A 20957-nucleotide genomic window follows, 5' to 3' on the forward strand; every position below is an offset into this window, starting at 1 on the left:
GACCCCCTCCTGATCGAGTGAACAAGATTCGGGCCGGAAGCTGCTCACTCGATTGCTGCAGAGCCCCGAAGCTGCTCACTCGATTGCTGCGAGGCCCCGAAGCTGTTCACTCGATTGCTGCGAGGCCCCGAAGCTGTTCACTCGATTGAGCCAGGGGCCGGAATGCCGTCAGTAGCGGCGCCACCAGAGGTTGACGGCGTAGTCCACTCCGGTGGCGTCCGGGTGCTCCGCCAGGATGAGGTCGGCGTGGTCGGGTGCGAACTCGATGCGGACCACCGCCTCGAAGTCCTCGCGCGAGTCGAACTCCCAACGGATGTCGAGGCGCTCGCGTGACCAGCCCTGGCGTTGCCAGAACCGCTCCACCGCCCGCGGGTCGTAGGAGGGCAGGGCCCTGCGGAACCAGGCCCCGAACGTCGAGCGCGTCGCGTCGTTGTCGATGACGAAGGCCACGCCTCCCGCCCGCATGATGCGGTCGAGCTCCACCAGCCCCGGCTCGCATCCCGGCCCGAAGAAGTAGGCCCATCGCGCGTGGGCCACGTCAAAGGACCCATCCGCAACCCCGATCGAGGCCGCACCCTCCTCGCGGACCGAGCACAGCGGCATACCGGAAACACGTTGTGCGGCAAGCGTAGCCAGCGGCGGGTGAGGCTCCACGCCGACGACTGAACGTGCCGTCCGGGCGAACATCGGCAGGTGGTATCCCGTCCCACAGCCGATGTCGACGACATCCCTTCCCGCCCAGTCCTCGATCTCGCGCATCGCCGACTCGATGACACCGGCTCGGTCGACGCCCTGGTTCTCGATCTCGTAGACGTCCGGCGTGTCCCAGATGTTGGGGGAGGCGATGATGTCGCTCACGCGGTGGACCGCCCGGACCTGGGTGTTGCCGCGATGGTCGCCGGGTGGACGATGAGCGGCAGGAGCTTGTGGGCGCCGCGCGCCCGGACCGCCCGCACCTGGGCCAGGTGCGCCTCCGCGCGAATCGCCAGCTCCTCGTAGCCTGCCCGGCCCATCAGCTCGATGAGCTCCGGCGCCAGGGAACGGTAGACCGGCTCGCGGCCGACGTGCGCCTCGGAGTTGCCGGAGCAGTACCAGTCGAGGTCGTGGCCCCCGGGACCCCAGCCGCGCCGGTCGTACTCGGTGATCGTCACCTCGAGGTAGCTGGTGTCGTCGGGCAGCTCGACGGTTCGATAGCTGCGCCTGATCGGCAGCTGCCAGCACACGTCTGGCTTCGCGGTGTGAGGCTGCGCGCCGGTCAGCAGCGCGTGCTGATGGAGGGCGCAACCGGCTCCGGCCGGGAAGCCGGGCCGGTTGAGGAAGATGCAGGCGCCGTCGACGACCTTCGTCTTGCGTGCCCCGTCCTCCTTGTCGGTCCAGTCCCTCCGACGACCGGTCGCGGCGCCGACGTCCCGGTACTGCCATTCGTCCTCACCGAGCTCGTCGACGACGGCAGCGACCCGGTCGAGGTCGTCGTCGTCGGTGAAGTGCGCACCCAGGGTGCAGCAGCCGTCGTCCGGACGGTCGGCGTAGATCCCGTGGCAGCCGGCTCCGAAGATGCACGTCCAGCTGCTCGTCAGCCAGGTGAGGTCGCACCGGAACCGCTGCCCGGCGTCGTCAGGGTCGGTGAACTCGACCCACACACGCGGGAGATCGAGGGGTGCTTCGGCCACCGCCACACTTTACGTCGTCCGGCCCGTAGATTCTGGTCATGACCCAGGGCGCCGCGCGTCACGCAGTTCTCGTCCGTGACCTCACCGTCGTTCGTGGCGAGCGTCGGGTGCTGCCGGCCGTGTCCCTCGAGATCCCCGCTCGTCAGGTGGTCGGCCTGCTCGGGCCATCCGGCTCCGGCAAGTCGACCCTGATGCGCGCCATCGTCGGCGTCCAGGTCATCGAGTCCGGCACCGTGACGGTCCTCGGCCACGAGGGGGGTACCCGGGCCCTGCGCGACCAGGTCGGCTACGTGGCGCAGTCGCCCAGTGTGTACTCGGACCTCACGGTCCGGGAGAACATCGCCTACTTCGGTCGGGCGGTGGGCCTCACGGGCCGAGACCTGCGCGAGGCGGTCGACCGCACCCTGGCCGAGGTCGACCTCGAGGACCACGCCGGCGTCCTCGTCCGCAACCTCTCGGGAGGCCAGGAGTCCCGGGTCTCGCTGGCCTGCGCCCTCGTCGGCCGCCCGAGCCTGCTCGTGCTCGACGAACCGACCGTGGGCCTCGACCCCATCCTGCGCCGCGACCTGTGGAACCACTTCCATGACCTCGTCGCGCAGGGCTGCTCGCTCATCGTGTCGAGCCACGTGATGGATGAGGCGACCCGCTGCGACCGGCTCGTCCTCCTGCGCGACGGCCGGGTCCTGGCCGACCTCACGCCGGACGAGCTGCTCGAGCACACCGGGGAGACCGATGCGGACGCCGCCTTCCTCGCCCTCGTCGAGGCATCGTCCGACGGAGAGCTGGGCCGATGAACCCCGGGCTGACCATCGCCACGACCGGCCGGGTGCTGCGGCAGATCCGCACGGACCACCGCACGATCGCGCTGATCATGGTGGTGCCCATGGTCGCGATCGGGCTGCTCGCCTGGATCTACAGCAACACGCCGGTCTTCGACCACATCGGCCCTGCGCTCCTTGGCGTCTTCCCGCTGATCGTCATGTTCGTCGTGACGTCGGTGGCCACGCTGCGGGAGCGCCAGTCGGGGACCCTGGAACGGCTCCTCACGAGCCTCATGGGCAGGGCCGACTTCATGCTGGGCTACGCCGGGGCCTTCGGCGCGCTGGCCATCGTCCAGGCACTCCTCGCGACGTCCTTCGCGATCTGGGTGTGCGACCTCGACGTCGTCGGTCCGCTGTGGATGCTCGTGCTCGTCGCCGTCCTGGTCGCGGTCCTCGGAACGTCCCTCGGGCTGCTCGCAAGCGCGTTCGCCCGGACCGAGTTCCAGGCGGTGCAGTTCATGCCGGCCTTCATCACCCCGCAGTTCCTGCTCTGTGGCCTGCTCGTCGACCGCGACCGGCTCCCGGCCTTCCTCAGCGCGGTTTCCGACCTGCTGCCCCTGTCCTACGCCGTCGACGCGATGAAGGAGATCACCGCGCACGCCGAGGTGACGAGTGCCGGCGCCTGGTCGATCGTGATCGTCATGGGCTTCATCGTCCTCGCGCTCGCCCTGGCCTCCCTCACGCTCAGCCGGCGCACTCCCTGACGGGTAGACCGGCCGATCACCACCCGTTCAGGGGATGTTCACCGAGTCCCGCTAGGGTCGGAGGATGCGGCTGGGCGTCATCGACATCGGCTCCAACACCGTCCACCTGCTCGTCGTGGACGCCCACGCCGGCGCCCACCCCCTGCCCGCGTTCTCCCACAAGATCGACCTGCGACTCTCGGAGCACCTCCTGCCTGACGGTCTCGTCAGCGAGGACCTGACGGTGCGGCTCGTCGAGTTCGTCCGAGAGTGCCTCGAGATCGCCGAGGACCAGGGCGTCGAGGAGCTTCTCGCCTTCGCGACGTCTGCGATGCGCGAGGCGCCGAACGGCGACACGATCATCGCGCGCGTCCGGGAGCAGACGGGCGTCACGCTCGAGGTCCTGAGCGGCGTCGACGAGTCCCGGGTGACGTTCCTGGCCGCCCGCCGGTGGTTCGGCTGGTCGAGTGGCCGGCTGCTCGTCATGGACATCGGCGGCGGCTCACTGGAGCTCGCCTCGGGGATCGACGAGGACCCGGATGTGGCCATCAGCCTGCCGCTCGGCGCGGGCCGCCTCACGCGGGAACGACTTCCCGGCAACCCTCCGACCGCGGAGGAGTCGCGCGCCGTCCGCTCGTACATCCGTGCCACGGTCGCTCGACAGGTCCGGCCGCTGCTCAAGGCCCCGACACCGGACCGCGTGGTCGGCACGTCCAAGACGATGCGTGCTCTGGCGCGGATCGCGGGGGCCGCCCCACGCGACAGCGGCCCCTTCGTCCCGCGCGAGCTGCTTCGGGCAGATCTCGGGACGATCGTCGACAAGCTCAAGGGGCTCGACGCGGCCGCTCGGGTGTCGCTGCCAGGGGTGTCCGAGGCCCGCGCCCACCAGATGCTCGCCGGGGCACTCGTCGCCGAGGCGGCGATGGACCTGCTCAATGTCGACCGGCTCGACATCTGCCCGTGGGCGCTCCGGGAAGGCTTGATCCTCAGGCGGCTCGACCTCCTCGATCCTGACGCAGCGCGGAGCAGGCCCACCTAGGACTGGCGGGGACTCGTCCGGGGCCTCGCCCGGGCCTCGCCCGGGGTCCGTCCGGCGTCCGTTGGGGCCGTGCCCCAGAATGAACCCCATGACGATCCGCATCGGGCTTTCCACGGCTGCGATGTACCCGGACAACGCGGCCACCGCCTTCGCGACGGCCGCGCGGCTCGGTTACGACGCCGTCGAGGTCATGGTGTGGACCGACCCGGTCACGCAGGAGCCCGGCGCCCTGCGCGCGCTGGCCGAGCACCACGGGCTGCCGATCGCGTCCGTGCACGCGCCGACGCTGCTCCTCACCCAGCGCGTGTGGGGCACCGATCCGTGGGACAAGGTCGACCGTTCCATCGAGCTGGCGCTGGAGGTCGGCGCGCCCACCGTCGTCCTGCACCCGCCGTTCCGATGGCAGCGGGACTACGCCGCCTCCTTCGTCGATGGCGTGGCCCTGCGTGAGCACGACACCGGGATCCGGCTCGCCGTGGAGAACATGTTCCCGTGGCGCACGGCCCGGCGCGAGATGCTCGCCTACCTCCCACACTGGGACCCGGTGGACCAGCCCTACGACCACGTCACCATGGACCTGTCCCACACGGCGACGGCCGGCTCGGATGCCCTGCACATGGTGCGTGAGCTCGGATCGCGCCTCGCACACCTCCACCTCGCCGACGGGCTCGGGTCGTTCAAGGACGAGCACCTCGTCCCCGGCCGCGGGTCGCAGCCGTGCAGCGAGGTGCTCGAGCACCTCGTCGGCTCCGGCTGGTCGGGCGACGTCATCATCGAGGTGGCGACCCGCAAGATGGCCCCGGACCAGCGTGAGACCGCGCTCATCGAGGCCCTCGCCTTCACGCAGTTCGCGATCATGCCGACGCGTGGGGCCAGCCGCATCTGAGCCGGACCAGTGCGCAGATCAAGCGCGGAACCCGCGCGGCCGCACCGTCAGCGTGTCGATGGACGCCTCTGGACCGGCGTTCAGTGCGAGCCGCACTGCGCTGATGACTGACTCGACGCGCAGGTACTCCTCCGCTCGGTACAGCGTCCTCTCGTAGTCGATCATCTCGTGCTGCATGTCGGTGTCGACACGCCCGGGATGGATGGACGTCACCCGCACCCCATTGGCTCGCTCCTCGTCGCGCAGTGCATCGGTGAAGGCCCGGAGGGCGAACTTCGAGGCGCTGTACGGGCCCATGGTGGCAGTGGCACTGAGCCCCGCCCCCGAGTTGAGCGCCACGACCAGGCCATGGGCGGTGCGGAGCGCCGGGAGGAGAGCGCGCGTGATGCCTGCAACCGCAACGAGGTTCACTCGCATCGAGAGCTCCCAGTCCGCCATCGGCACGTCCGCGACGCTGCCCCGCCGGAGGACGCCGGCGGAGTGCACGAGGACGTCGACCCGCGGAAGCCGCGGCACGAGGTCGGCGAGCGCCCGCTCGAGGGACCCGCCTGGTCCACAGTCGGCGAGCTCAGCGACGAACCCCTCGGCGGAGGGCAGCTCCGTGACCACGGCCTTCACGGACTCGGTTGTCCGGCCGCCGACGACGACGTGATGGGTGCCGGCGAGGTCCTCGGCCACAGCACGCCCGATGCCGCGGGTGGCGCCGGTCACAACAGCGACGGGGCGTTCCGGCGTGCTCATGCGCCTCAGGCTACGACCCAGTCGGATACCGTATGCCGCTGGGCTCGCTCGCAGCCCATCCGCGCCCTTCGGCGCGGCTGTGGCTCAAGCGAGTCCGAGCCCTGCCGCCTCCTCCCAGAGCTCTTCGCGAACGCGTGGGTGCGCGCACTCGTCGATCAGGTCGCGGCACTGCTCCCGCTCATCTCGTCCCCACAGCTGGGCTACTCCGTTCTCGGTCACGATGGCGCTCTGCTGGAAGCTCGTGACCGGCTCGTCGACGAGCGGCACGATCGTGGACACGTCGGCCTTGGGGTGCCAGGAGCGCAGGGCGATGAAGGACTGGCCTCCGGGCGAGTGCAGCGCACCGACGATGAAGTCGGTCTGTCCGCCGAAGCCGGAGTGGATGCGGGCGTTGATCCGCGAGGCGTTGGCCTGGCCGAAGAGGTCCACCTCGAGTGCGGTGTTGACCGAGGTCATCCGGCGCTGCTGGGCGATGAGGCCGGGGTCGTTCGTCTTCTCGGTGCGGAGCATGCGCACCCACGAGTTGCCATCGACCCAGTCGTAGAGATCCTGGCTGCCGAAGACGAAGGAGGTGACGAGCGGGTGGTCCCGGTCGAGGGCCCCAGCCGCGTCGAGGGCGAGGATGCCGTCGGAGAACATCTCGGTCCACACCCGCATGTGCTTGCGGCCGATGATCGCGTTGAGGGTCGCGTCGGGAACGGCGCCGATGCCGAGCTGCATGGTCGAACCGTCGAGGACCTTCGAGGCGACGCGCTCGCCGATCGTGGCGCTGTCGTCGTCCGGCGTGCGTCCAGAGTGCGTGACCAGCGGTGCGTCGACCCCGATGGCCAGGTCGACGTGGTCGACCGGCACCTGGGCGTCGCCGAAGGTGTACGGCATGCGGTCGTTGATGACGGCGATGACGAGACCACCTCGCGCGCGGCACGCCTCGATCGCGGCGGGCAGGACGTTGACCTCCACACCGAGACTGAGCTGGCCCTCGCGAGGAGGTGCGCAGTGGATCAGGACCGCATCGGGCAGCAGCGTCCGGGAGTACAGGAGCGGCACGAGGGAGAGACGCGACGGGACGTACCTCAGCCCGGGATGACGCCGCATGCCGGCCCCGACGAAGCAGGTCTCGACCGTCACGCCCTCGCGTTCGGGCAGGCCGGGCGGTGCGTTGAGGGCGTGGAGGATGTACTCGGGAAGGGCTTGGTCGATGACCTTCACGCCCTCCCACGGAATGGCCATGTTCCCGCTGACGACGATCCGCGGAGTCGGCGGCAGCGACTGGACCCTGGAGCTCAGCTCCTCAACCGAGACGGTCTGCATGGGGCCATCCTTGCGGACCGCCACGATCCGCCGGGACCCAGCCCAGCGGCATACGGCATCGTGTCGCTGGTCAGCTGGCCTTGCGCTTGCTCGCCGCCTTCTTGGTGGTCGTCGCCTTCTTCGCGGCGGTCTTCTTGGCCGGCGCCTTCTTGGCAGCGGCCTTCTTCGCGGGCGCCTTCTTGGCCGTGTCGGCCGGCTTCTCCGTCGCCGCCTCCTCGCGGATCTCGCTCGTCGACGTGCCTCCGGACTTCGCGGCCTTTGCCTTGTCGACGCTGCGTTGCAGGGCCGCGAGCAGGTCGACGACCTCCGTCTCCTCGGCCTGCGCCGCCGGCGCCTGCTTCATCTCGCCGCCCTCGATCTTGCTCGCGACGAGCGCCTCGACCGCCTCGGAGTAGTCGTCCTCGAACTCATCCGGCTCGTAGTCCCCGGCAAGCGAGTCGACGAGCGAGGCGGCCATGGCGAGCTCCTTGTCGGTGGCCTCCGTGTCCTCGGAGAGGAACTCGAACTCCGGCTGACGCACCTCGTCCGCCCAGAGCAGGGTCTGCAGGACGATGACGCCCTCGCGCACCCGCAGCACGGCCAGGGTCATCCGGGTGCGGATCGAGACCGTGACCACGGCCATGCGGTCGGCCTTCTCGAGCGCGTCGCGCAGGAGGACGTAAGGCTTGAGACCGGTCTTGTCCGGCTCGAGGTAGTACGAGCGGTCGAAAAGGAGCGGGTCGATCTGGTCCGCGGGCACGAACTTCTCGATCGAGATCTCCTTGGACGAGCGTGACGGCAGGCTCTTCATGTCCTCGTCGCTGAGAACGACCATCTGGCCATCCGCCGTCTCGTACCCCTTCGCTATGTCGGAATAGGGCACTTCCTCGCCGTCGATCGAGCACACCCGTTGGTACTTGATGCGCCCTCCGTCCTTCTCGTGGACCTGCCGGAACTGCACGTCGTGGTTCTCGGTCGCAGAGAAGAGACGGACCGGTACGTTGACGAGTCCGAAGGACACTGCGCCTTTCCAGATGGCTCGCATGAGAACAAGAATGCACCCATGCGCCCCATGCTCGCGACGCCCACCACGGTCATTCCGTCGGGCGACGAGTGGATTCACGAGGTGAAGTGGGACGGGATGAGGGTCTTGGTGGACGTCAGCGCGGGGTCGCTGCGGCTGACGTCTCGCACTGAGCGCGATGTCACGGTCGCCTTTCCGGAGCTCGGTCCGCTGGCCATGGAATACGCCGACATGCTCCTCGATGGCGAGGTCGTCTGCCTCGACGCCGGGAAGCCATCCTTCGGCCTGCTTGCCGAGCGGTTCCATGTCACGAACCCGCGGCGGGCGTCGGTGCTCGCCGAGCGCAGCCCCGTCACCCTGATGACCTTCGACCTGCTCCGTCTCTACGGCGTCGTGCTCCTGGGTCGCGCCTGGAGCGACCGCCGCGCCACGCTCGAGCGCCTCGAGCTCCAGGGCCCGCGATGGCAGACTCCGCCGACCTTCGAGGACGGCGCGCTACTTCATGGCGCGACGCGCGAGCAGGGCCTCGAGGGCATCGTCAGCAAGCGGGTCGGCTCGATCTACCGACCCGGCGTCCGCTCTCCAGACTGGCTCAAGTCGCCCCATCGGGGCAGTACCTCCGTGGTCATCGGCGGCTGGCGGCCGGAGTCCACCGGAACGGTGCAGGACCGGCTCGGCGCCGTGCTCGTCGGTGTGCCGGGTCCGGGCGGCCTTCGCTTCCTGGGCCGAGTCGGGGCGGGCCTCGCCGGCCGCGCGGGTGACTCACTGAGGCGCAGCCTGTCGACCCTGGCACTCGAGGAGTCCCCTTTCGTGACAGAGATTCCCCCCGAGGACGCCCTCGGCGCCCGGTGGGTGCACCCGGTGCTCGTCGCCGACGTCGAGTCGCTCGGGCTGGGCCACCAGGGTCGCCTGCGCCAGCCGGCGTTCAAGCGTCTGCGTGAGGACCTGACCCCAGACGACGTCGACGACCTCATCCTGGGTGGCCAGTGATGGCCGGGCCCGCCCGCCAGCAGGCCGGCCCGAAGGTCACCGTGGAGGTCGAGGGTCGGCGGATGAAGCTGAGCAGCCTCGAGAAGGTGATGTATCCCGCGACGGGGACGACCAAGGCAGAGGTCATCGACTACTACGCCCGGATGGCGCCCGTGATGCTGCCACACCTCGCCGACCGGCCGGTCACCCGGATCCGCTATCCGCACGGCGTCCACGACATGCAGTTCTTCGAGAAGAATGTGCCGGCCGGTACGCCCAACTGGATTCGTCGGGCGGGGCGAGATCCGGTCTTTCCGTTCATCGACGACCTCGCCGGGCTCACGTTCTTCGCCAATCTCAACTCGCTCGAGTTCCACGTGCCGCAATGGCGGTTCGAGGGTGAGGGTCGTGACGCGATCCCGCTCAATCCCGACCGTCTCGTCATTGACCTCGATCCGGGACCGGGGACCGGTTTGCACGAGGTGTCAGTCGTCGCGGTCATCGTGCGCGACCGCCTTGAGCAGATCGGCCTGGCATCGGTGCCGGTGACGAGCGGCAGCAAGGGTATGCAGCTCTATGCGGCATTGCCGGGGGCGGCGCACACGAGTGACGAGATCAGGGACACGGTTCAGCAGCTCGCACAGGAGCTCACCAAGAAACATCCGGACCTCGTCGTCTGGAAGATGGCCAAGGACCTGCGGCCGGGCAAGATCTTCCTCGACTGGAGTCAGAACGTTGCCGCCAAGACGACGATCTGTCCGTACTCCCTTCGCGGCCGGGAGGCTCCGGCCGTGGCGGCCCCCCGTGGCTGGGACGAGGTCGAGGCCGGTGCGGCAGGCGAGCAGCTCCGCCAGCTACGGATGGACGAAGTCCTCGAGCGGGTCGAGCAATCCGGAGACCTTGCCGCAGAGATCGCGATGCCCCGGCGCTGACGACGAGGGGGTCACCTTCCATTCGGAAGGTGACCCCCTCGATCAATTCGGGCCAACCGGGCCCCATTCACGGGGACCAGGCTGCGACGGCCGTCAATGGGCCTTGTCGTAAGCGGTTTGGATCTCCGAGGAGATCCGGCCACGGTCGGAGACCTGGTAGCCGTTGGCCCGAGCCCATTCCCGAACCGATGCCAGATCGGTTCGCTTCGCCCCGCCCGCGCCTGAGGAGCGGCGACGTCCGCCACGCCCACCGCCGCTGCGACGCCCCTTTCCGGTCCATGGTGCCAATGCGTCGCGCAGTTTCTTCGCATTCTTGTCGCTGAGGTCGATCTCGTAAGAGACCCCGTCGAGCGCGAAGGAGACGGTCTCGTCGGCGTGACCGCCGTCAACATCGTCGATCAGGACGACTTCGACTCGCTGAGCCATGTTTCTCCATCTGGTGTTGTGATGGTAATGGGAGCGCCGTGAATGCTTCGCGTTCACGTCGACGGCCAATTTACACGGAATTACCAATCCGGTGGAATCACCGGCGCGCCATTGTGGAGAAACGCCCGTGAGGGGCGGCTCGTGCAAATTTCTACGTTTCGTCCCGAACTTTGCCGGCTGCTTCGGCCTCGCGCTGCGCCTCCCACTTCGCCAAGGCAATTCGCTCGCGCCGGTCGCCCTCGAGAATGTTCTTGATGATGATGTAGAAGAGCCAGGCGACACCCACCGTTGGGAGCAGCGCCAGGACGTAGGGCAGGACCGATTCCATGTCTCCATGATCCCACGGGGCTGGCCCCGATCCTGTCCCGGAGCTCTTCCACGGCCCGGTCTCCCCACCGATGTCGTCCCCCACCTCTACGGTGACGGCCATGGCCACCAAGTCGACCAGCCGGCGCTCCCCCCGTTTCCGATGTGCCGAGTGCGGCTGGACCACGGTCAAGTGGGTGGGCCGCTGCGGCGAGTGCCAGGCCTGGGGGAGTGTCGCGGAGGTCGGCGGCGCCAGCGCGCCACGCACCGCCCCGGCGTCGGTGGTCACGCCGGCCGTGCGCATCGCGGACGTCGACCTGAGGACGGCGACGGCACGTCCGACGGGAGTCCCCGAGTTCGACCGCGTCCTGGGTGGTGGTCTGGTCGCCGGGGGAGTGGTCCTCGTGGCCGGCGAGCCGGGCGTCGGCAAGTCGACGCTGTTGCTCGACGTCGCGGCACGGGCCGCCCGAGGGGGCGCCGCCACGCTCTACGTCAGCGGAGAGGAGTCCGCCCCGCAGGTCCGGGCCAGGGCCGGGCGGATCGACGCGCTGGCCGACAGTCTGTACCTCGCCGCCGAGACCGACCTCGCCACCGTCCTCGGGCACATCGAGGCGAGCGCCCCGGAGCTGCTCGTCGTCGACTCCGTGCAGACGATCGCGAGCTCCGATGTCGAGGGACAGGCCGGCAACGTGTCCCAGGTCCGCGAAGTTGCCGTGAGCCTCATCCGGGCGGCCAAGGAGCGCGGCATCGCCGTCCTGCTCGTCGGTCACGTCACCAAGGACGGCTCGATCGCGGGTCCCCGAGTGCTCGAGCACCTCGTCGATGTCGTGCTCCAGTTCGAGGGTGACCGGCACTCGCGTCTGCGCCTGGTCCGCGCCGTCAAGAATCGTTTCGGCCCGACGGACGAGGTGGGCTGCTTCGACCTGTCCGAGGCGGGCATCGTGGGGTTGGCCGACCCGAGCGGTCTTTTCCTGTCGGACCGCCACCATGCGGTCGCGGGGACCTGCGTGACGGTCACGCTCGAGGGTCGGCGTCCGCTCGTCACGGAGATCCAGGCACTCGTCGCGCCGTCCAGCCTGCCATCGCCGCGGCGGACGTCGAGCGGTCTCGACGCGTCCCGGCTCGCGATGGTCATCGCCGTTCTCGACAAGCGGGCCGGTGCGCCGATCGGATCCCATGACATCTTCGCCGCAACGGTCGGCGGCGCGCGAGTCACCGAACCGGCCGCCGACCTCGCCCTCGTCTGTGCACTGGCCTCCTCCGTTCTCGACCTGCCGCTGCCGGTCGATGCCATTGCCATCGGGGAGGTCGGTCTTGCTGGGGAGGTCCGCAGGGCAACGGGAATCGGTCGACGCCTCAACGAAGCTGCTCGACTCGGCTTCCGGCACGCCGTCGTCCCGACCGGCAGCCGGGCCGATGCCGCCGCGCCGGACGGGATCGACGTGATCGAGGTCGGGAGCGTCTCCGAGGCGATCGAGACGATGCGCCGCCTCGCCATGCGACGAACACCGCCCGCACTGACGCGTGAGACCGCTTAGACTGCGGACCACCGCGTCTTGATGCAGAACCGACCTCGGCCGAACGGGAAGTGATGGACAGGAACGACGACGAGCTGCTGCTTCGGGCGGCCCTCGCCGCGGTCGCTCCTGGCACTGAGTTGCGCGACGGCCTCGAGCGAATTCTCCGCGGCCGCACCGGCGCCCTCATCGTCCTCGGCCACGACAGGGTCGTCGAGTCGATCTGCACCGGCGGCTTCACCCTCGACGTGGAGTTCTCGGCGACGCGGGTCCGCGAGCTGTGCAAGATGGATGGCGCCGTCGTCCTCGACCGCGAGGGCACGCGCATCCTCCGTGCAGCGACCCAGCTCGTGCCGGACTCGAGCATCGAGACGTCTGAGTCAGGCACACGACATCGGACGGCGGAGCGAGTCGCGAAGCAGACTGGCTTCCCCGTCATCTCGGTGAGCCAGTCGATGGGCGTCGTCGCGCTCTACGTCGGCAACCTGCGCCACGTCGTCGAGGGTTCGCCGACAACGTTGTCGCGCGCAGACCAGGCGCTGCAGACGCTGGAGCGCTACAAGGCCCGCCTCGACGAGGTGACCGGCACGTTGTCGGCGCTCGAGATCGAGGACCTCGTCACGATCCGCGACGTCACGTCGGTGCTCCAGCGCCTCGAGATGGTCAGGCGCATCTCGGCTGAGATCCAGGACTATGTCGTCGAGCTGGGCACCGATGGCCGCTTGCTCGCCCTCCAGCTGGAGGAGCTCGTCGGTGGCCTCGGCAACGACCGTGAGCTCGTCATCCGCGACTACCTGCCGGCCACCAAGTCGGACCTCACTTCGGACGACGCGCTCGCGAACCTCGAGTCGCTCAACTCCGTCGAGCTGCTCGATCTCGCAGCCGACGCCCGGGCGGTGGGCTTCATGATCGTTGGGGACAGCCTGGACGCCCCCGTCAGCCCGCAGGGCTACCGTCTGCTGACCAAGGTGCCCCGCCTGCCGACGGCAATCGTCGAACGCCTTGTCTCACACTTCGAGTCGCTTCAGCGCCTCCTCGCGGCAGGTATCGAGGACCTCATGCTCGTCGACGGTGTCGGTGAGGGCCGGGCCCGCGCTGTCCGCGAAGGGCTGTCGCGTCTCGCCGAATCGTCGATCCTCGAGCGCTACGTCTAACGAGGACAACGAGATTCCGTATGCCGCTGGGCCCGGTGCCGCTTGACGTGCTGCGTGAGCGCGTCAGCCGTTGGTACGCCCGAGCGGGTCGCAACCTTCCGTGGCGCGAGCCGGACTGCAGCTCATGGGGCATCTTCGTGTCAGAGGTGATGGCGCAGCAGACTCCACTGGCTCGGGTGGAGCCGACCTGGCGCGAGTGGATGACGCGGTGGCCGACGCCCGGCGAACTCGCCGCCTCCGCGCCGGGCGACGCCGTGCGAGCCTGGGGCAGACTCGGCTATCCCCGCCGCGCGCTGCGGCTCCATGAAGCAGCCACGGCGATGGTCGAGCGGCATGGTGGCGAGGTGCCTGCGACACACGCCGAGCTGCTCGCCCTGCCTGGTGTCGGCGCCTACACCGCAGCCGCTGTCGCCTGCTTCGCCTTCGGCATTCCGGAGGTCGTGGTGGACACGAATGTGCGCCGCGTCCTCGCGCGAGCCTTGGAGGGCAAGGCCTTTCCGCATGTGACGTTGACTCGGGCGGAGACGTTGCTGGCCACGAGTGCCCTGCCCACCCAGCGGTACACCTCGCTCGAGGCACGGCAGGAGGCGAATGTCTGGAACGTCGCCGTCATGGAGCTCGGCGCGCTCGTCTGTGTGGCGCGCGGTCCACGGTGCCAGGAGTGCCCGGTGTCCGATCTCTGTGCCTGGAATGCGTCCGGACGACCCACCTCGGCCGGGCCACCGCGGCGCGGGCAGGCGTGGCACGGCACCGACCGTCAGGTCCGAGGCGAGATCCTGCGGCGACTGAGAGAGGAGCATGAGGCGCTTCCGCTCGAGGCTCTGGTAGGCGCCGGGCCGGACAGCGCCCAAGTCATGCGATGCCTGGACTCGCTCGTCGCGGACGGCCTCGTTGAGCCCTTGTCGCGCAACCGATTCCGTCTGCCCGGGTCGTCCGCCATGCTGGCGACCGAACCATGAGAACCTTTGCCATCCTCGTGAGAGCAGGCTTCCGGCGGCACTCGACGTATCGCCTGGCCATGCTGGCAGGAACGACGACCAACTCCGTCTTTGGCCTGATCCGGGCTTCGGTCCTCGTCGCTGCGGTCGCGTCCGCCGGCACGGAGATCGGCGGGTACGACGCGCCCAAGGTGCTCGCGTTCGTGTGGTGGGGCCAGGCGCTCCTCGGCGCGGTCAGCCTCTGGGGCTTCCAGGAGGTCAGCGACCGCGTCCGAAGCGGCGACATAGCAGTGGACTTCCTCCGTCCGCTCAACCCGCAGCTCGCATACGTAGCAGGAGACCTGGGCCGCGCGGGCATCAACCTCATCCTGCGCGGTGCGCCATCGTTGCTCATCGGCGCCCTGCTCTTCGACCTCGCAGCCCCGCCCGGGCTGGACTCGTGGGTCCTCGGGTTCGTCTCGGTCGTCATCGCGGTGGTCGCCGCCTTCGCCGGCACCTTCATCGTCAACCTGCTCGCCTTCTGGGTCACCGAGGTGCGGGGCATCCGCCTGGTCTGGATGATCACGTCCGGCTTCCTCTGTGGCCTCTACCTCCCGATCCCGTGGTTCCCCGAGTGGCTGCGCACCCTCGCGCTGTGGACGCCCTTCCCGGCCATGCTCCAGAACCCGGTGGACATCCTCTCCGGCCGCGTCGACGGTGATGCGATCTGGTCGACCTTGGCAGGCCAAGTGGCTTGGGCGGCAGTCCTGCTCATCCTCGGCCAGCTGGTCCTGCAGCGTGGCCGCCGACACCTGGAGGTGCAGGGTGGCTGACCTGACGCCCTACCGGGTCATCCTGCGCTCGAGAGCCCGCGCACAGATGGCGTACCGCACCTCGTTCGTGACCGACATCATCGGTACCGTGGGCGTCGGGCTGACCGAGCTCGCCGAGGTCTGGGTGATCTTCCACAACGTCGACGTCCTCGGTGGCCTCGACTTCACCGCCGCCCTGCTCGTTTTCGCGCTGTCCAACATCTGCTTCTCGCTCGCCGACATGTTCGTCGGCCACCTCGACCTGCTGCCGAGCTACATTCGCGCCGGGACGATCGACGCCTTCTACCTGCGGCCCCTGCCGCTGCTGGCCCAGTTCATGTCGAGCGAGATCTCGCTGCGCCGCGTCGGGCGACTCGCCGTTGCGGTGATCGTCCTCGTCATCGCCCTGTCCAGGGCCCACATCGCCTGGGACGCCGCCACGGTTGGCCTGCTCCTGCTCTCCATCCTCAGTGGGACCGCCATCTTCGCGGCGCTCTTCACCGCTGCGGGCGGGCTGCAGTTCTTCATCATCGACGGGGCGGAGTTCACCAACGCCTTCACCTACGGCGGTTCCTACGCCGCCCAGCAGCCGCAGCCCGTCTTCCCCGATCCGCTGCGGATCTTCTGGACCTTCGTCGTCCCGACCGCCTTCGTCGCCTATCTCCCGACCGTCGCAGTCCTCGACCTGCCAGGGGACCTTCTCGCGCCAGCCTGGCTGGCCTGGTGCACGCCACTTGCAGCAGTCTTCGCCTGGGTCGTCGCCGGCGTCTGCTGGTGGGCCGGCACGCGCCACTACCAGGGAGCAGGTGGATGACCGAGACACGCGCCGCCACCGCGCCGGCACCGATCATCGAGACGCAGGACCTGGTCCGCGACTTCCGTCGTGGCGCGCGGCGCACGCGGGCGGTCGACCACATGAGCTTCGCCATCCGGCCCGGTGAGGCGGTCGGCTACATCGGGGCCAACGGAGCCGGCAAGTCGACGACGATCAAGATGCTGACCGGCATCCTCAAACCGACCTCCGGGCTGGCGCGAACCTGCGGACTCGACCCGATGCGACAACGGATCCAGGTGGCCCGCCAGGTCGGGGTGGTCTTCGGCCAGCGATCCCAGCTGTGGTGGGACCTACCGCTGCACGAGTCCTTCACCATCCTCGCCGCCATCCACCGGCTGGACGCCGCCGAGGCCCGGGCGCGCACGGCCCGGCTCGTGGACCAGCTCGAGATGGGCCCACAGCTGGACACGCCGGTTCGCTCCCTTTCGCTGGGTCAGCGGATGCGTGCCGAGATCGCAGCCGCCCTGCTGCACTCGCCACGGCTGCTCATCCTCGACGAGCCCACGATCGGCCTCGACGTCCTGTCCAAACAGCGGCTTCGCGAGTTCCTCGTGGAGGAGCGCCGCCAACGCGGCACAACCCTGCTTCTCACCACCCACGACATGGGCGACATCGAGCGGCTCTGCGGCCGGGTGCTCGTCGTCGACCGCGGCCGGCTGGCCTTCGACGGGACCCTCCAGGGACTCGCCGCCACGGTGGGTGCCGAGCGCCTCCTCGTCATCGACCTGGCCGAGCCGACGATGCCCCTCGAGGGAGTCCCCCGGGCGCGGCTCGTCGGGTTCGAGTCCGACGGCCTGCGCCAGCGGCTCGCCTTCGACGCGGCCCAGACGACGGCAGCGGCGGTGCTCGCCGATGTGTCGCGTCGTGCGGAGGTGCGCGACCTGACGATCGAGGAGCCTGACATCGAGGACGTCGTCCGCCGGATCTACGCGACCTCCCGAGACCCCCACAGCTGAGACAGAAACGGGGGTATGCCGCTGAGCCGGCTTGCGCTGGAAGTGAGCTCAGCGGCATACGGACTATTCAAGCGTGCGCAGCATCCTCGTGTTTCCCAACGTGTTCGGCTTGACGCGCTCCAGGTCGAGGAACTCCGCGACGCCCTCGTCGTAGGAGCGGAGCAGCTCGGCGTAGACCTCGGCCGAGACCGCCTGGCCCTCGATCGGCGCGAACCCGTGACGGGTGAAGAAGGCCACCTCGAAGGTGAGGCAGAACAGGCGACGGACCCCGAGCTCGCGGGCGTCATCGACGAGGGCCTCGAGAAGGCGGCCGCCGAGGCCAGTGCCGAGCAGCGGGCCCGCCACGGCGAGCGTGCGGATCTCCGCGAGGTCCTCCCACATCACGTGGAGGGCGCCGCAGCCGACGATGACATCGCCTCGCTGGGCAACGAGGAACTCCTGCAGGCTCTCGTAGTAGGTCACGGCGTCCTTGCTCACGAGGACCCGACGCTCGGCCAGCGGCGCGACGAGGGCCCGGATGCCCTTGACGTCGGAGGTCCGTGCACGGCGGACGATCAGGTCGTCAGCGGGCGGGGTCGAGGTCACAGGTTGCCGTCCGCGAACGAGGCGAAGAGCCGGCGGGCCTGGTCGCCGAGCACGACGATGGACTGGGAGCCCGCCCAGCCGAAGGGCCCAGCGGCGACGCCGCGCCCGACCTGGGTGGGGTTGACCCGATGGAGGCCGGCGGCGAAGGTGAGCATCTCTTCCGCGGAGAGGTTGCCCTGGCCCACGGCGCTGAAGCTGGTCAGGGCGCCGGGCACCGCGATCGGCCCGGCGAGCTTGGCCTTGATCGCCGCGGCGACGAGGAGCTGGCCCTGGTGACGCGAGCGCCCGAAGTCGCCATCGGGAAGCGTCTTGCGTTCGCGGGCGTAGGCGAGGGCCTCCTTGCCGCTCAGCACCTGGGGGCCCTTCTCGATGACGAGCCGGGCATGCGAGGCGTTGACGGTCTCCGGAACGACGATGGGGATGCCGCCCTGGTCGTCGATGAGCTGCTTGAACCCCTCGAAGCCGATGACGGCGTAGCCCTCGATCGGCAGCCCGGTCGCCCTGCGGACGGTGGCGAGCTGGGCCGCCGGACCGCCGAGCGCCATCGCGGAGTTGATCTTGCCCTTGCCGCCGGTGCTGAGCGGCACCCAGAGGTCACGGGCGATCCCCATGACGCCACCGCCGCCGGTGCCGTCGAGGCCGACGACCTGGAGGGTGTCGGCCCGTGACCGGCCCAGGTTCTGTCCCTTGCGCGCATCGGAGCCGAGCGCGAGCACCCAACGGGGGCCTTCGCCAAGGGCGGGGGCCTTGAGGCCGAGCGAGGGCCACCAGCCTCCGACGAGCTGCCAGGTTGGCCCGATGGCCAGGGTCACGTCGTCTCCGGCCGTGACCACGGCGATCGGCGTGTCGAACCAGGAGCCGACGGCCGCCGTCGCACCGGCCGGCACGGGTGAGGCCGGTGCGGCGCGTCCCTTGAGGGCCGCGGCTGTCTCGGCGTTGGCACCGTCGCCGAGGTCAGAGCCCCCGTAGAGGCGGTCGATGAGCGATGCCAGGTCCGCCGGGGCGCCCTCGACCGTCCGCTCGACGGGTGGCGCGGGGGATGCTGTGGGGGTTCCCGGCGTGGTCGCCGAGGCGGCCGTGCTGCCTCGTGGCGCGGGCTCGCTCGTGCAGGCGGCCAGCAGCGCAGCCGTGACGACCGTCGCGGTGAGAGCGGCCAAGCGGCGGCGTGGGCGGTGGCGTGCGCGTCCGGGCATCACAGGGAAACCGTAGACGACCGTACGTCGGCGTCACGGATCAGGGCGTCCCGCCCGCCGCCCGCCGCACCAGGCCTCGCGAGGCGGCCACGGACACCAGCATCGTGGCCGCGGCGACACCAGCCGCAGCCAGGAACCGGATGATGAGCGTCACGTCCACGTAGTTGAGGAACGGCAGCATGAGGACCAGGACGAATCCCGCGGACACGACGACCGTCACGGCCAGCGGCAACCCGATCTCGTGGGAGCGCGCCCGGTGCAGGGTCGACAGGGGAGTGCCGGCGAGGCTGAGCGCGCGGTACTGGGCACGCTGGTCGAGCACTCGCGCCGCTTGGACGACGCCGGTCGACGTGGCTGCGATGACCGTGATGATCGCGAGCGTCACCATGGCTCCGGTCGACATGTCCCTGGCCATGGTCGCGTCGGCGGCCCGTTGCTGGCTCGCCTCCGAGGTCGCGAGCGTCGTGAACCCGGTGACGATGACGCCCAGCCCGAGCGCGCCCACGGCCCGCCAGGTGCTCCGCGGGTCGTCGACGATGCGCCGAGCAGCGAGGAGGGTGGCTGAGGTGGGCGCGAACCTCGCGGCGACTCGCCCGGCCACCATGACGACCCACGGTCCCAGGCCGTTGACCGCGAGGATCATCGCGGACAGGACGATGACGGTGGTGGCGCGGGCCGGCCGATCCATCGAGTTCACCGCGACGAACCAGACGACCCCGACGATCACGGCCACGGCCACGCGCACCGCGCTCAACCGGCGGGGTGTGGTCCGCGCCGCCACACCCAGGGGTCCGATGACCACCTTGGCCAGGGACGAGAGCCCGGAGATGAGCGCCACCGCGACCACCGCCAGGACCACGAGAGCGACCAGGACGATCGGCAGGACGAGCTCTGACACCTCGAAGCTCCGCCCCTGGAAGCTCAGCTGAGCCACCAGGGGGAGGGCAGCCGCGTAGATGACCACCCCCGCCACCGCGCCGACCACGGCCTGAGTCGCCGCCTCGGCCAACGTCATGACCGTGACCTGGGCGGACGTCGCGCCGCTCAGGCGCAACGCCGCCAGCCGCTGGTCGCGCCGGGCGATGGCCAGCCGGGCCGCGACGCTGCCGAGGGTGAGGATCGGGATGACCAAGCAGGTCACCGCAACCCAGGCCAGCGTCACGTAGGTCTCGCCGATCGTGGGCCACAACGCGTCCGGGCCGGAGACGTCTTCGGCGTTCCTCGTCTCGAAGGCGCGTAGGCCGCCGAGGCTGACGAGCAGCGCACCCGTCGCGACGGCGAAGGCGATGACCGACAGCAACCCGGGCACCCGGTCCTGCCCGGCAGCCAGGCTCCGCATCCGCCACCACAGCGCCAGTGTCGTTGTCACGCCCGGACCTCCGCGCCCTCGATGAGTCCGTCACGCATCCGCACGACGCGGGAGCACCACGAGGCGACGTTCTGGTCGTGCGTCACGACGACGAGGGACGCACCGCTGTGGGAGGCCAGGTCGGTCAGGTGCCGCATCACCTCGGTACCCGTCGTCTGGTCGAGTGCACCGGTGGGCTCGTCGGCGAAGACGACACCGGGCCGCCCGACCAGGGCCCGAGCGATGGCCACCCGCTGCGCCTGGCCTCCCGAGAGCTCCCCGGGTCGGCGCCGCTCCAGCCCGGCAAGGCCGAGCGGGTCGAAGAGGGCCCGGGCCCGGCTGGTCGCCTCGCTGCGCCGGACGCCGTGGAGCAGGAGGGGCAGCGCGACGTTCTCCACAGCGGGCAGCTCCGGAAGCAGCATGCCCTGCTGGAACACGAAGCCGAAGTCCCGCCGCCGCAGCAGGGTCCGCTCCGCATCGCCGAGCCTGGCCACGTCCCGGTCGTTCCAGAGGACCTGACCCGAGGTCGGGCGAAGGATGCCCGCGAGCACGTGGAGCAGCGTCGTCTTGCCCGAGCCCGACGGCCCCATGACGGCCACGCTCTGACCAGGCTCGATCGCCACCGAGACGCCGCCGACGGCGGGCAGGGTGCCGTCTGATGCGGGGGTGTAGCGCATGACGAGGTCTCGGGCGATGAGACGACCGTTGGCGGCTGGGAGGGAACGGGCGTGCACGCGCGCGCCCAGCGGCATACGGCCTGCTGGTGGTGTTGTCGGTGTCCTTGGCATGTCCCAAGGCTCGCCCGGGCAGGCGCCTGCCGCGTCGAACGTCGGTCTGGAGCCGGGGCCGCCTG

The 20957-nt window shown here is 69.8% G+C and carries 23 protein-coding genes; 12 read left to right on the forward strand and 11 right to left on the reverse strand.

The features are described 5' to 3' along the window. Positions 1-168 precede the first annotated feature (168 nt). Entirely contained in the window at positions 169-858 is a 690-nt protein-coding gene (locus VJN29_RS16135; RefSeq protein ID WP_324144656.1) for a class I SAM-dependent methyltransferase, read from the reverse strand. Beyond that, the gene (locus tag VJN29_RS16140; RefSeq protein ID WP_324144657.1) at positions 855-1670 is read right to left on the reverse strand and encodes a hypothetical protein; all 816 of its coding nucleotides are present in this window, start codon (positions 1668-1670) and stop codon (positions 855-857) included. Before VJN29_RS16140 ends, VJN29_RS16135 begins: the two co-directional genes overlap by 4 nt. A gap of 38 nt (positions 1671-1708) precedes the next feature. Here VJN29_RS16140 and VJN29_RS16145 point away from each other — a divergent pair, with 38 nt between their 5' ends. The 4 genes from VJN29_RS16145 to VJN29_RS16160 all read left to right on the forward strand — a co-directional run bounded on the left by VJN29_RS16145 (position 1709) and on the right by VJN29_RS16160 (position 5099). Then, positions 1709-2464: an ABC transporter ATP-binding protein gene (locus VJN29_RS16145; RefSeq protein ID WP_324144658.1), complete on the forward strand. Its 756-nt coding sequence runs from the start codon at positions 1709-1711 to the stop codon at positions 2462-2464. Next, complete coding sequence (locus tag VJN29_RS16150; RefSeq protein WP_324144659.1) at positions 2461-3195, forward strand: ABC transporter permease; 735 nt, start codon at positions 2461-2463, stop codon at positions 3193-3195. The genes VJN29_RS16145 and VJN29_RS16150 overlap by 4 nt, the downstream gene beginning before the upstream one ends. Before the next feature lie 64 nt (positions 3196-3259). Continuing rightward, positions 3260-4213 carry a Ppx/GppA phosphatase family protein gene (locus VJN29_RS16155; protein ID WP_324144660.1) on the forward strand — a complete coding sequence of 318 codons (954 nt, stop codon included), beginning with the start codon at positions 3260-3262 and terminating at the stop codon, positions 4211-4213. An 88-nt stretch (positions 4214-4301) separates the two neighbouring features. Continuing rightward, positions 4302-5099 (forward strand): sugar phosphate isomerase/epimerase family protein, encoded by a 798-nt coding sequence (locus tag VJN29_RS16160; RefSeq protein ID WP_414654396.1) that lies wholly within the window; start codon positions 4302-4304, stop codon positions 5097-5099. A gap of 18 nt (positions 5100-5117) precedes the next feature. Here the strand turns inward: VJN29_RS16160 and VJN29_RS16165 are convergent, their stop codons facing one another. The 3 genes from VJN29_RS16165 to VJN29_RS16175 form a co-directional block, all read right to left on the reverse strand. Then, complete coding sequence (locus tag VJN29_RS16165) at positions 5118-5840, reverse strand: SDR family oxidoreductase (protein WP_324144662.1); 723 nt, start codon at positions 5838-5840, stop codon at positions 5118-5120. Between the two features lie 84 nt (positions 5841-5924). Next, positions 5925-7151 (reverse strand): acetyl-CoA hydrolase/transferase family protein, encoded by a 1227-nt coding sequence (locus VJN29_RS16170; protein WP_324144663.1) that lies wholly within the window; start codon positions 7149-7151, stop codon positions 5925-5927. Between the two features lie 70 nt (positions 7152-7221). Then, complete coding sequence (locus tag VJN29_RS16175) at positions 7222-8175, reverse strand: Ku protein (RefSeq protein WP_324144664.1); 954 nt, start codon at positions 8173-8175, stop codon at positions 7222-7224. A gap of 18 nt (positions 8176-8193) precedes the next feature. On the opposite strand from VJN29_RS16175, the gene VJN29_RS16180 reads away from it, so the two are divergent. Both VJN29_RS16180 and ligD read left to right on the forward strand, forming a co-directional pair. Next, on the forward strand, positions 8194-9144 hold the full coding sequence (locus VJN29_RS16180; RefSeq protein ID WP_324144665.1) for a DNA ligase: 951 nt from the start codon (positions 8194-8196) through the stop codon (positions 9142-9144). A 62-nt stretch (positions 9145-9206) separates the two neighbouring features. Continuing rightward, positions 9207-10055 carry a non-homologous end-joining DNA ligase gene (gene ligD / locus VJN29_RS16185; protein WP_324144666.1) on the forward strand — a complete coding sequence of 283 codons (849 nt, stop codon included), beginning with the start codon at positions 9207-9209 and terminating at the stop codon, positions 10053-10055. Positions 10056-10148: 93 nt separating this feature from the next. On the opposite strand, the gene VJN29_RS16190 is transcribed toward ligD, so the two are convergent. Both VJN29_RS16190 and VJN29_RS16195 read right to left on the reverse strand, forming a co-directional pair. Continuing rightward, the gene (locus VJN29_RS16190) at positions 10149-10481 is read right to left on the reverse strand and encodes an Lsr2 family protein (RefSeq protein ID WP_324144667.1); all 333 of its coding nucleotides are present in this window, start codon (positions 10479-10481) and stop codon (positions 10149-10151) included. Between the two features lie 151 nt (positions 10482-10632). After that, on the reverse strand, positions 10633-10809 hold the full coding sequence (locus VJN29_RS16195; protein ID WP_324144668.1) for a hypothetical protein: 177 nt from the start codon (positions 10807-10809) through the stop codon (positions 10633-10635). A 100-nt stretch (positions 10810-10909) separates the two neighbouring features. Here VJN29_RS16195 and radA point away from each other — a divergent pair, with 100 nt between their 5' ends. The 6 genes from radA to VJN29_RS16225 are packed head-to-tail and all read left to right on the forward strand — an operon-like array spanning position 10910 to position 16978. Continuing rightward, positions 10910-12325: a DNA repair protein RadA gene (gene radA, locus VJN29_RS16200; RefSeq protein ID WP_324144669.1), complete on the forward strand. Its 1416-nt coding sequence runs from the start codon at positions 10910-10912 to the stop codon at positions 12323-12325. A 53-nt stretch (positions 12326-12378) separates the two neighbouring features. Further along, a complete protein-coding gene (gene disA / locus VJN29_RS16205) occupies positions 12379-13458 on the forward strand; it encodes a DNA integrity scanning diadenylate cyclase DisA (RefSeq protein ID WP_324144670.1) in 1080 nt (359 codons plus the stop codon). A 20-nt stretch (positions 13459-13478) separates the two neighbouring features. Beyond that, positions 13479-14417, forward strand: a complete 939-nt coding sequence (locus VJN29_RS16210; RefSeq protein WP_324144671.1) for an A/G-specific adenine glycosylase — start codon at positions 13479-13481, stop codon at positions 14415-14417. Continuing rightward, a complete protein-coding gene (locus VJN29_RS16215; RefSeq protein WP_324144672.1) occupies positions 14414-15208 on the forward strand; it encodes an ABC transporter permease in 795 nt (264 codons plus the stop codon). Before VJN29_RS16210 ends, VJN29_RS16215 begins: the two co-directional genes overlap by 4 nt. Next, a complete protein-coding gene (locus VJN29_RS16220; protein ID WP_324144673.1) occupies positions 15201-16001 on the forward strand; it encodes an ABC transporter permease in 801 nt (266 codons plus the stop codon). The genes VJN29_RS16215 and VJN29_RS16220 overlap by 8 nt, the downstream gene beginning before the upstream one ends. After that, positions 15998-16978: an ABC transporter ATP-binding protein gene (locus tag VJN29_RS16225; protein WP_324144674.1), complete on the forward strand. Its 981-nt coding sequence runs from the start codon at positions 15998-16000 to the stop codon at positions 16976-16978. The genes VJN29_RS16220 and VJN29_RS16225 overlap by 4 nt, the downstream gene beginning before the upstream one ends. Positions 16979-17041: 63 nt before the next feature. Here the strand turns inward: VJN29_RS16225 and VJN29_RS16230 are convergent, their stop codons facing one another. From VJN29_RS16230 to VJN29_RS16245, 4 genes are read right to left on the reverse strand one after another with little or no spacing between them, the layout of a single operon-like run. Continuing rightward, the gene (locus tag VJN29_RS16230) at positions 17042-17563 is read right to left on the reverse strand and encodes an amino-acid N-acetyltransferase (protein ID WP_324144675.1); all 522 of its coding nucleotides are present in this window, start codon (positions 17561-17563) and stop codon (positions 17042-17044) included. Further along, a complete protein-coding gene (locus VJN29_RS16235) occupies positions 17560-18756 on the reverse strand; it encodes an LCP family protein (protein WP_324144676.1) in 1197 nt (398 codons plus the stop codon). The genes VJN29_RS16230 and VJN29_RS16235 overlap by 4 nt, the downstream gene beginning before the upstream one ends. A 40-nt stretch (positions 18757-18796) precedes the next feature. Next, a complete protein-coding gene (locus VJN29_RS16240) occupies positions 18797-20125 on the reverse strand; it encodes an FtsX-like permease family protein (RefSeq protein ID WP_324144677.1) in 1329 nt (442 codons plus the stop codon). After that, positions 20122-20892 (reverse strand): ABC transporter ATP-binding protein, encoded by a 771-nt coding sequence (locus VJN29_RS16245; protein WP_414654398.1) that lies wholly within the window; start codon positions 20890-20892, stop codon positions 20122-20124. Before VJN29_RS16245 ends, VJN29_RS16240 begins: the two co-directional genes overlap by 4 nt. Positions 20893-20957 lie beyond the last annotated feature (65 nt).

Origin of the sequence: Intrasporangium sp. (assembly GCF_035280925.1) — a bacterium.
Taxonomy (GTDB): domain Bacteria; phylum Actinomycetota; class Actinomycetes; order Actinomycetales; family Dermatophilaceae; genus Intrasporangium.

Excerpts from the sequence above, each read along its gene's own strand:
- VJN29_RS16170 (WP_324144663.1), bottom strand. The coding sequence starts at position 7,151 with ATGCAGACCGTCTCGGTTGAGGAGCTGAGCTCCAGGGTCCAGTCGCTG.
- VJN29_RS16245 (WP_414654398.1), bottom strand. The coding sequence starts at position 20,892 with ATGCCAAGGACACCGACAACACCACCAGCAGGCCGTATGCCGCTGGGC.
- VJN29_RS16235 (WP_324144676.1), bottom strand. The coding sequence starts at position 18,756 with ATGCCCGGACGCGCACGCCACCGCCCACGCCGCCGCTTGGCCGCTCTC.
- VJN29_RS16150 (WP_324144659.1), top strand. The coding sequence starts at position 2,461 with ATGAACCCCGGGCTGACCATCGCCACGACCGGCCGGGTGCTGCGGCAG.
- ligD (WP_324144666.1), top strand. The coding sequence starts at position 9,207 with ATGAAGCTGAGCAGCCTCGAGAAGGTGATGTATCCCGCGACGGGGACG.
- VJN29_RS16195 (WP_324144668.1), bottom strand. The coding sequence starts at position 10,809 with ATGGAATCGGTCCTGCCCTACGTCCTGGCGCTGCTCCCAACGGTGGGT.
- VJN29_RS16210 (WP_324144671.1), top strand. The coding sequence starts at position 13,479 with ATGCCGCTGGGCCCGGTGCCGCTTGACGTGCTGCGTGAGCGCGTCAGC.
- VJN29_RS16160 (WP_414654396.1), top strand. The coding sequence starts at position 4,302 with ATGACGATCCGCATCGGGCTTTCCACGGCTGCGATGTACCCGGACAAC.
- VJN29_RS16190 (WP_324144667.1), bottom strand. The coding sequence starts at position 10,481 with ATGGCTCAGCGAGTCGAAGTCGTCCTGATCGACGATGTTGACGGCGGT.
- radA (WP_324144669.1), top strand. The coding sequence starts at position 10,910 with ATGGCCACCAAGTCGACCAGCCGGCGCTCCCCCCGTTTCCGATGTGCC.
- VJN29_RS16180 (WP_324144665.1), top strand. The coding sequence starts at position 8,194 with ATGCGCCCCATGCTCGCGACGCCCACCACGGTCATTCCGTCGGGCGAC.
- VJN29_RS16225 (WP_324144674.1), top strand. The coding sequence starts at position 15,998 with ATGACCGAGACACGCGCCGCCACCGCGCCGGCACCGATCATCGAGACG.
- VJN29_RS16145 (WP_324144658.1), top strand. The coding sequence starts at position 1,709 with ATGACCCAGGGCGCCGCGCGTCACGCAGTTCTCGTCCGTGACCTCACC.
- VJN29_RS16165 (WP_324144662.1), bottom strand. The coding sequence starts at position 5,840 with ATGAGCACGCCGGAACGCCCCGTCGCTGTTGTGACCGGCGCCACCCGC.
- VJN29_RS16155 (WP_324144660.1), top strand. The coding sequence starts at position 3,260 with ATGCGGCTGGGCGTCATCGACATCGGCTCCAACACCGTCCACCTGCTC.
- VJN29_RS16215 (WP_324144672.1), top strand. The coding sequence starts at position 14,414 with ATGAGAACCTTTGCCATCCTCGTGAGAGCAGGCTTCCGGCGGCACTCG.
- VJN29_RS16175 (WP_324144664.1), bottom strand. The coding sequence starts at position 8,175 with ATGCGAGCCATCTGGAAAGGCGCAGTGTCCTTCGGACTCGTCAACGTA.
- disA (WP_324144670.1), top strand. The coding sequence starts at position 12,379 with ATGGACAGGAACGACGACGAGCTGCTGCTTCGGGCGGCCCTCGCCGCG.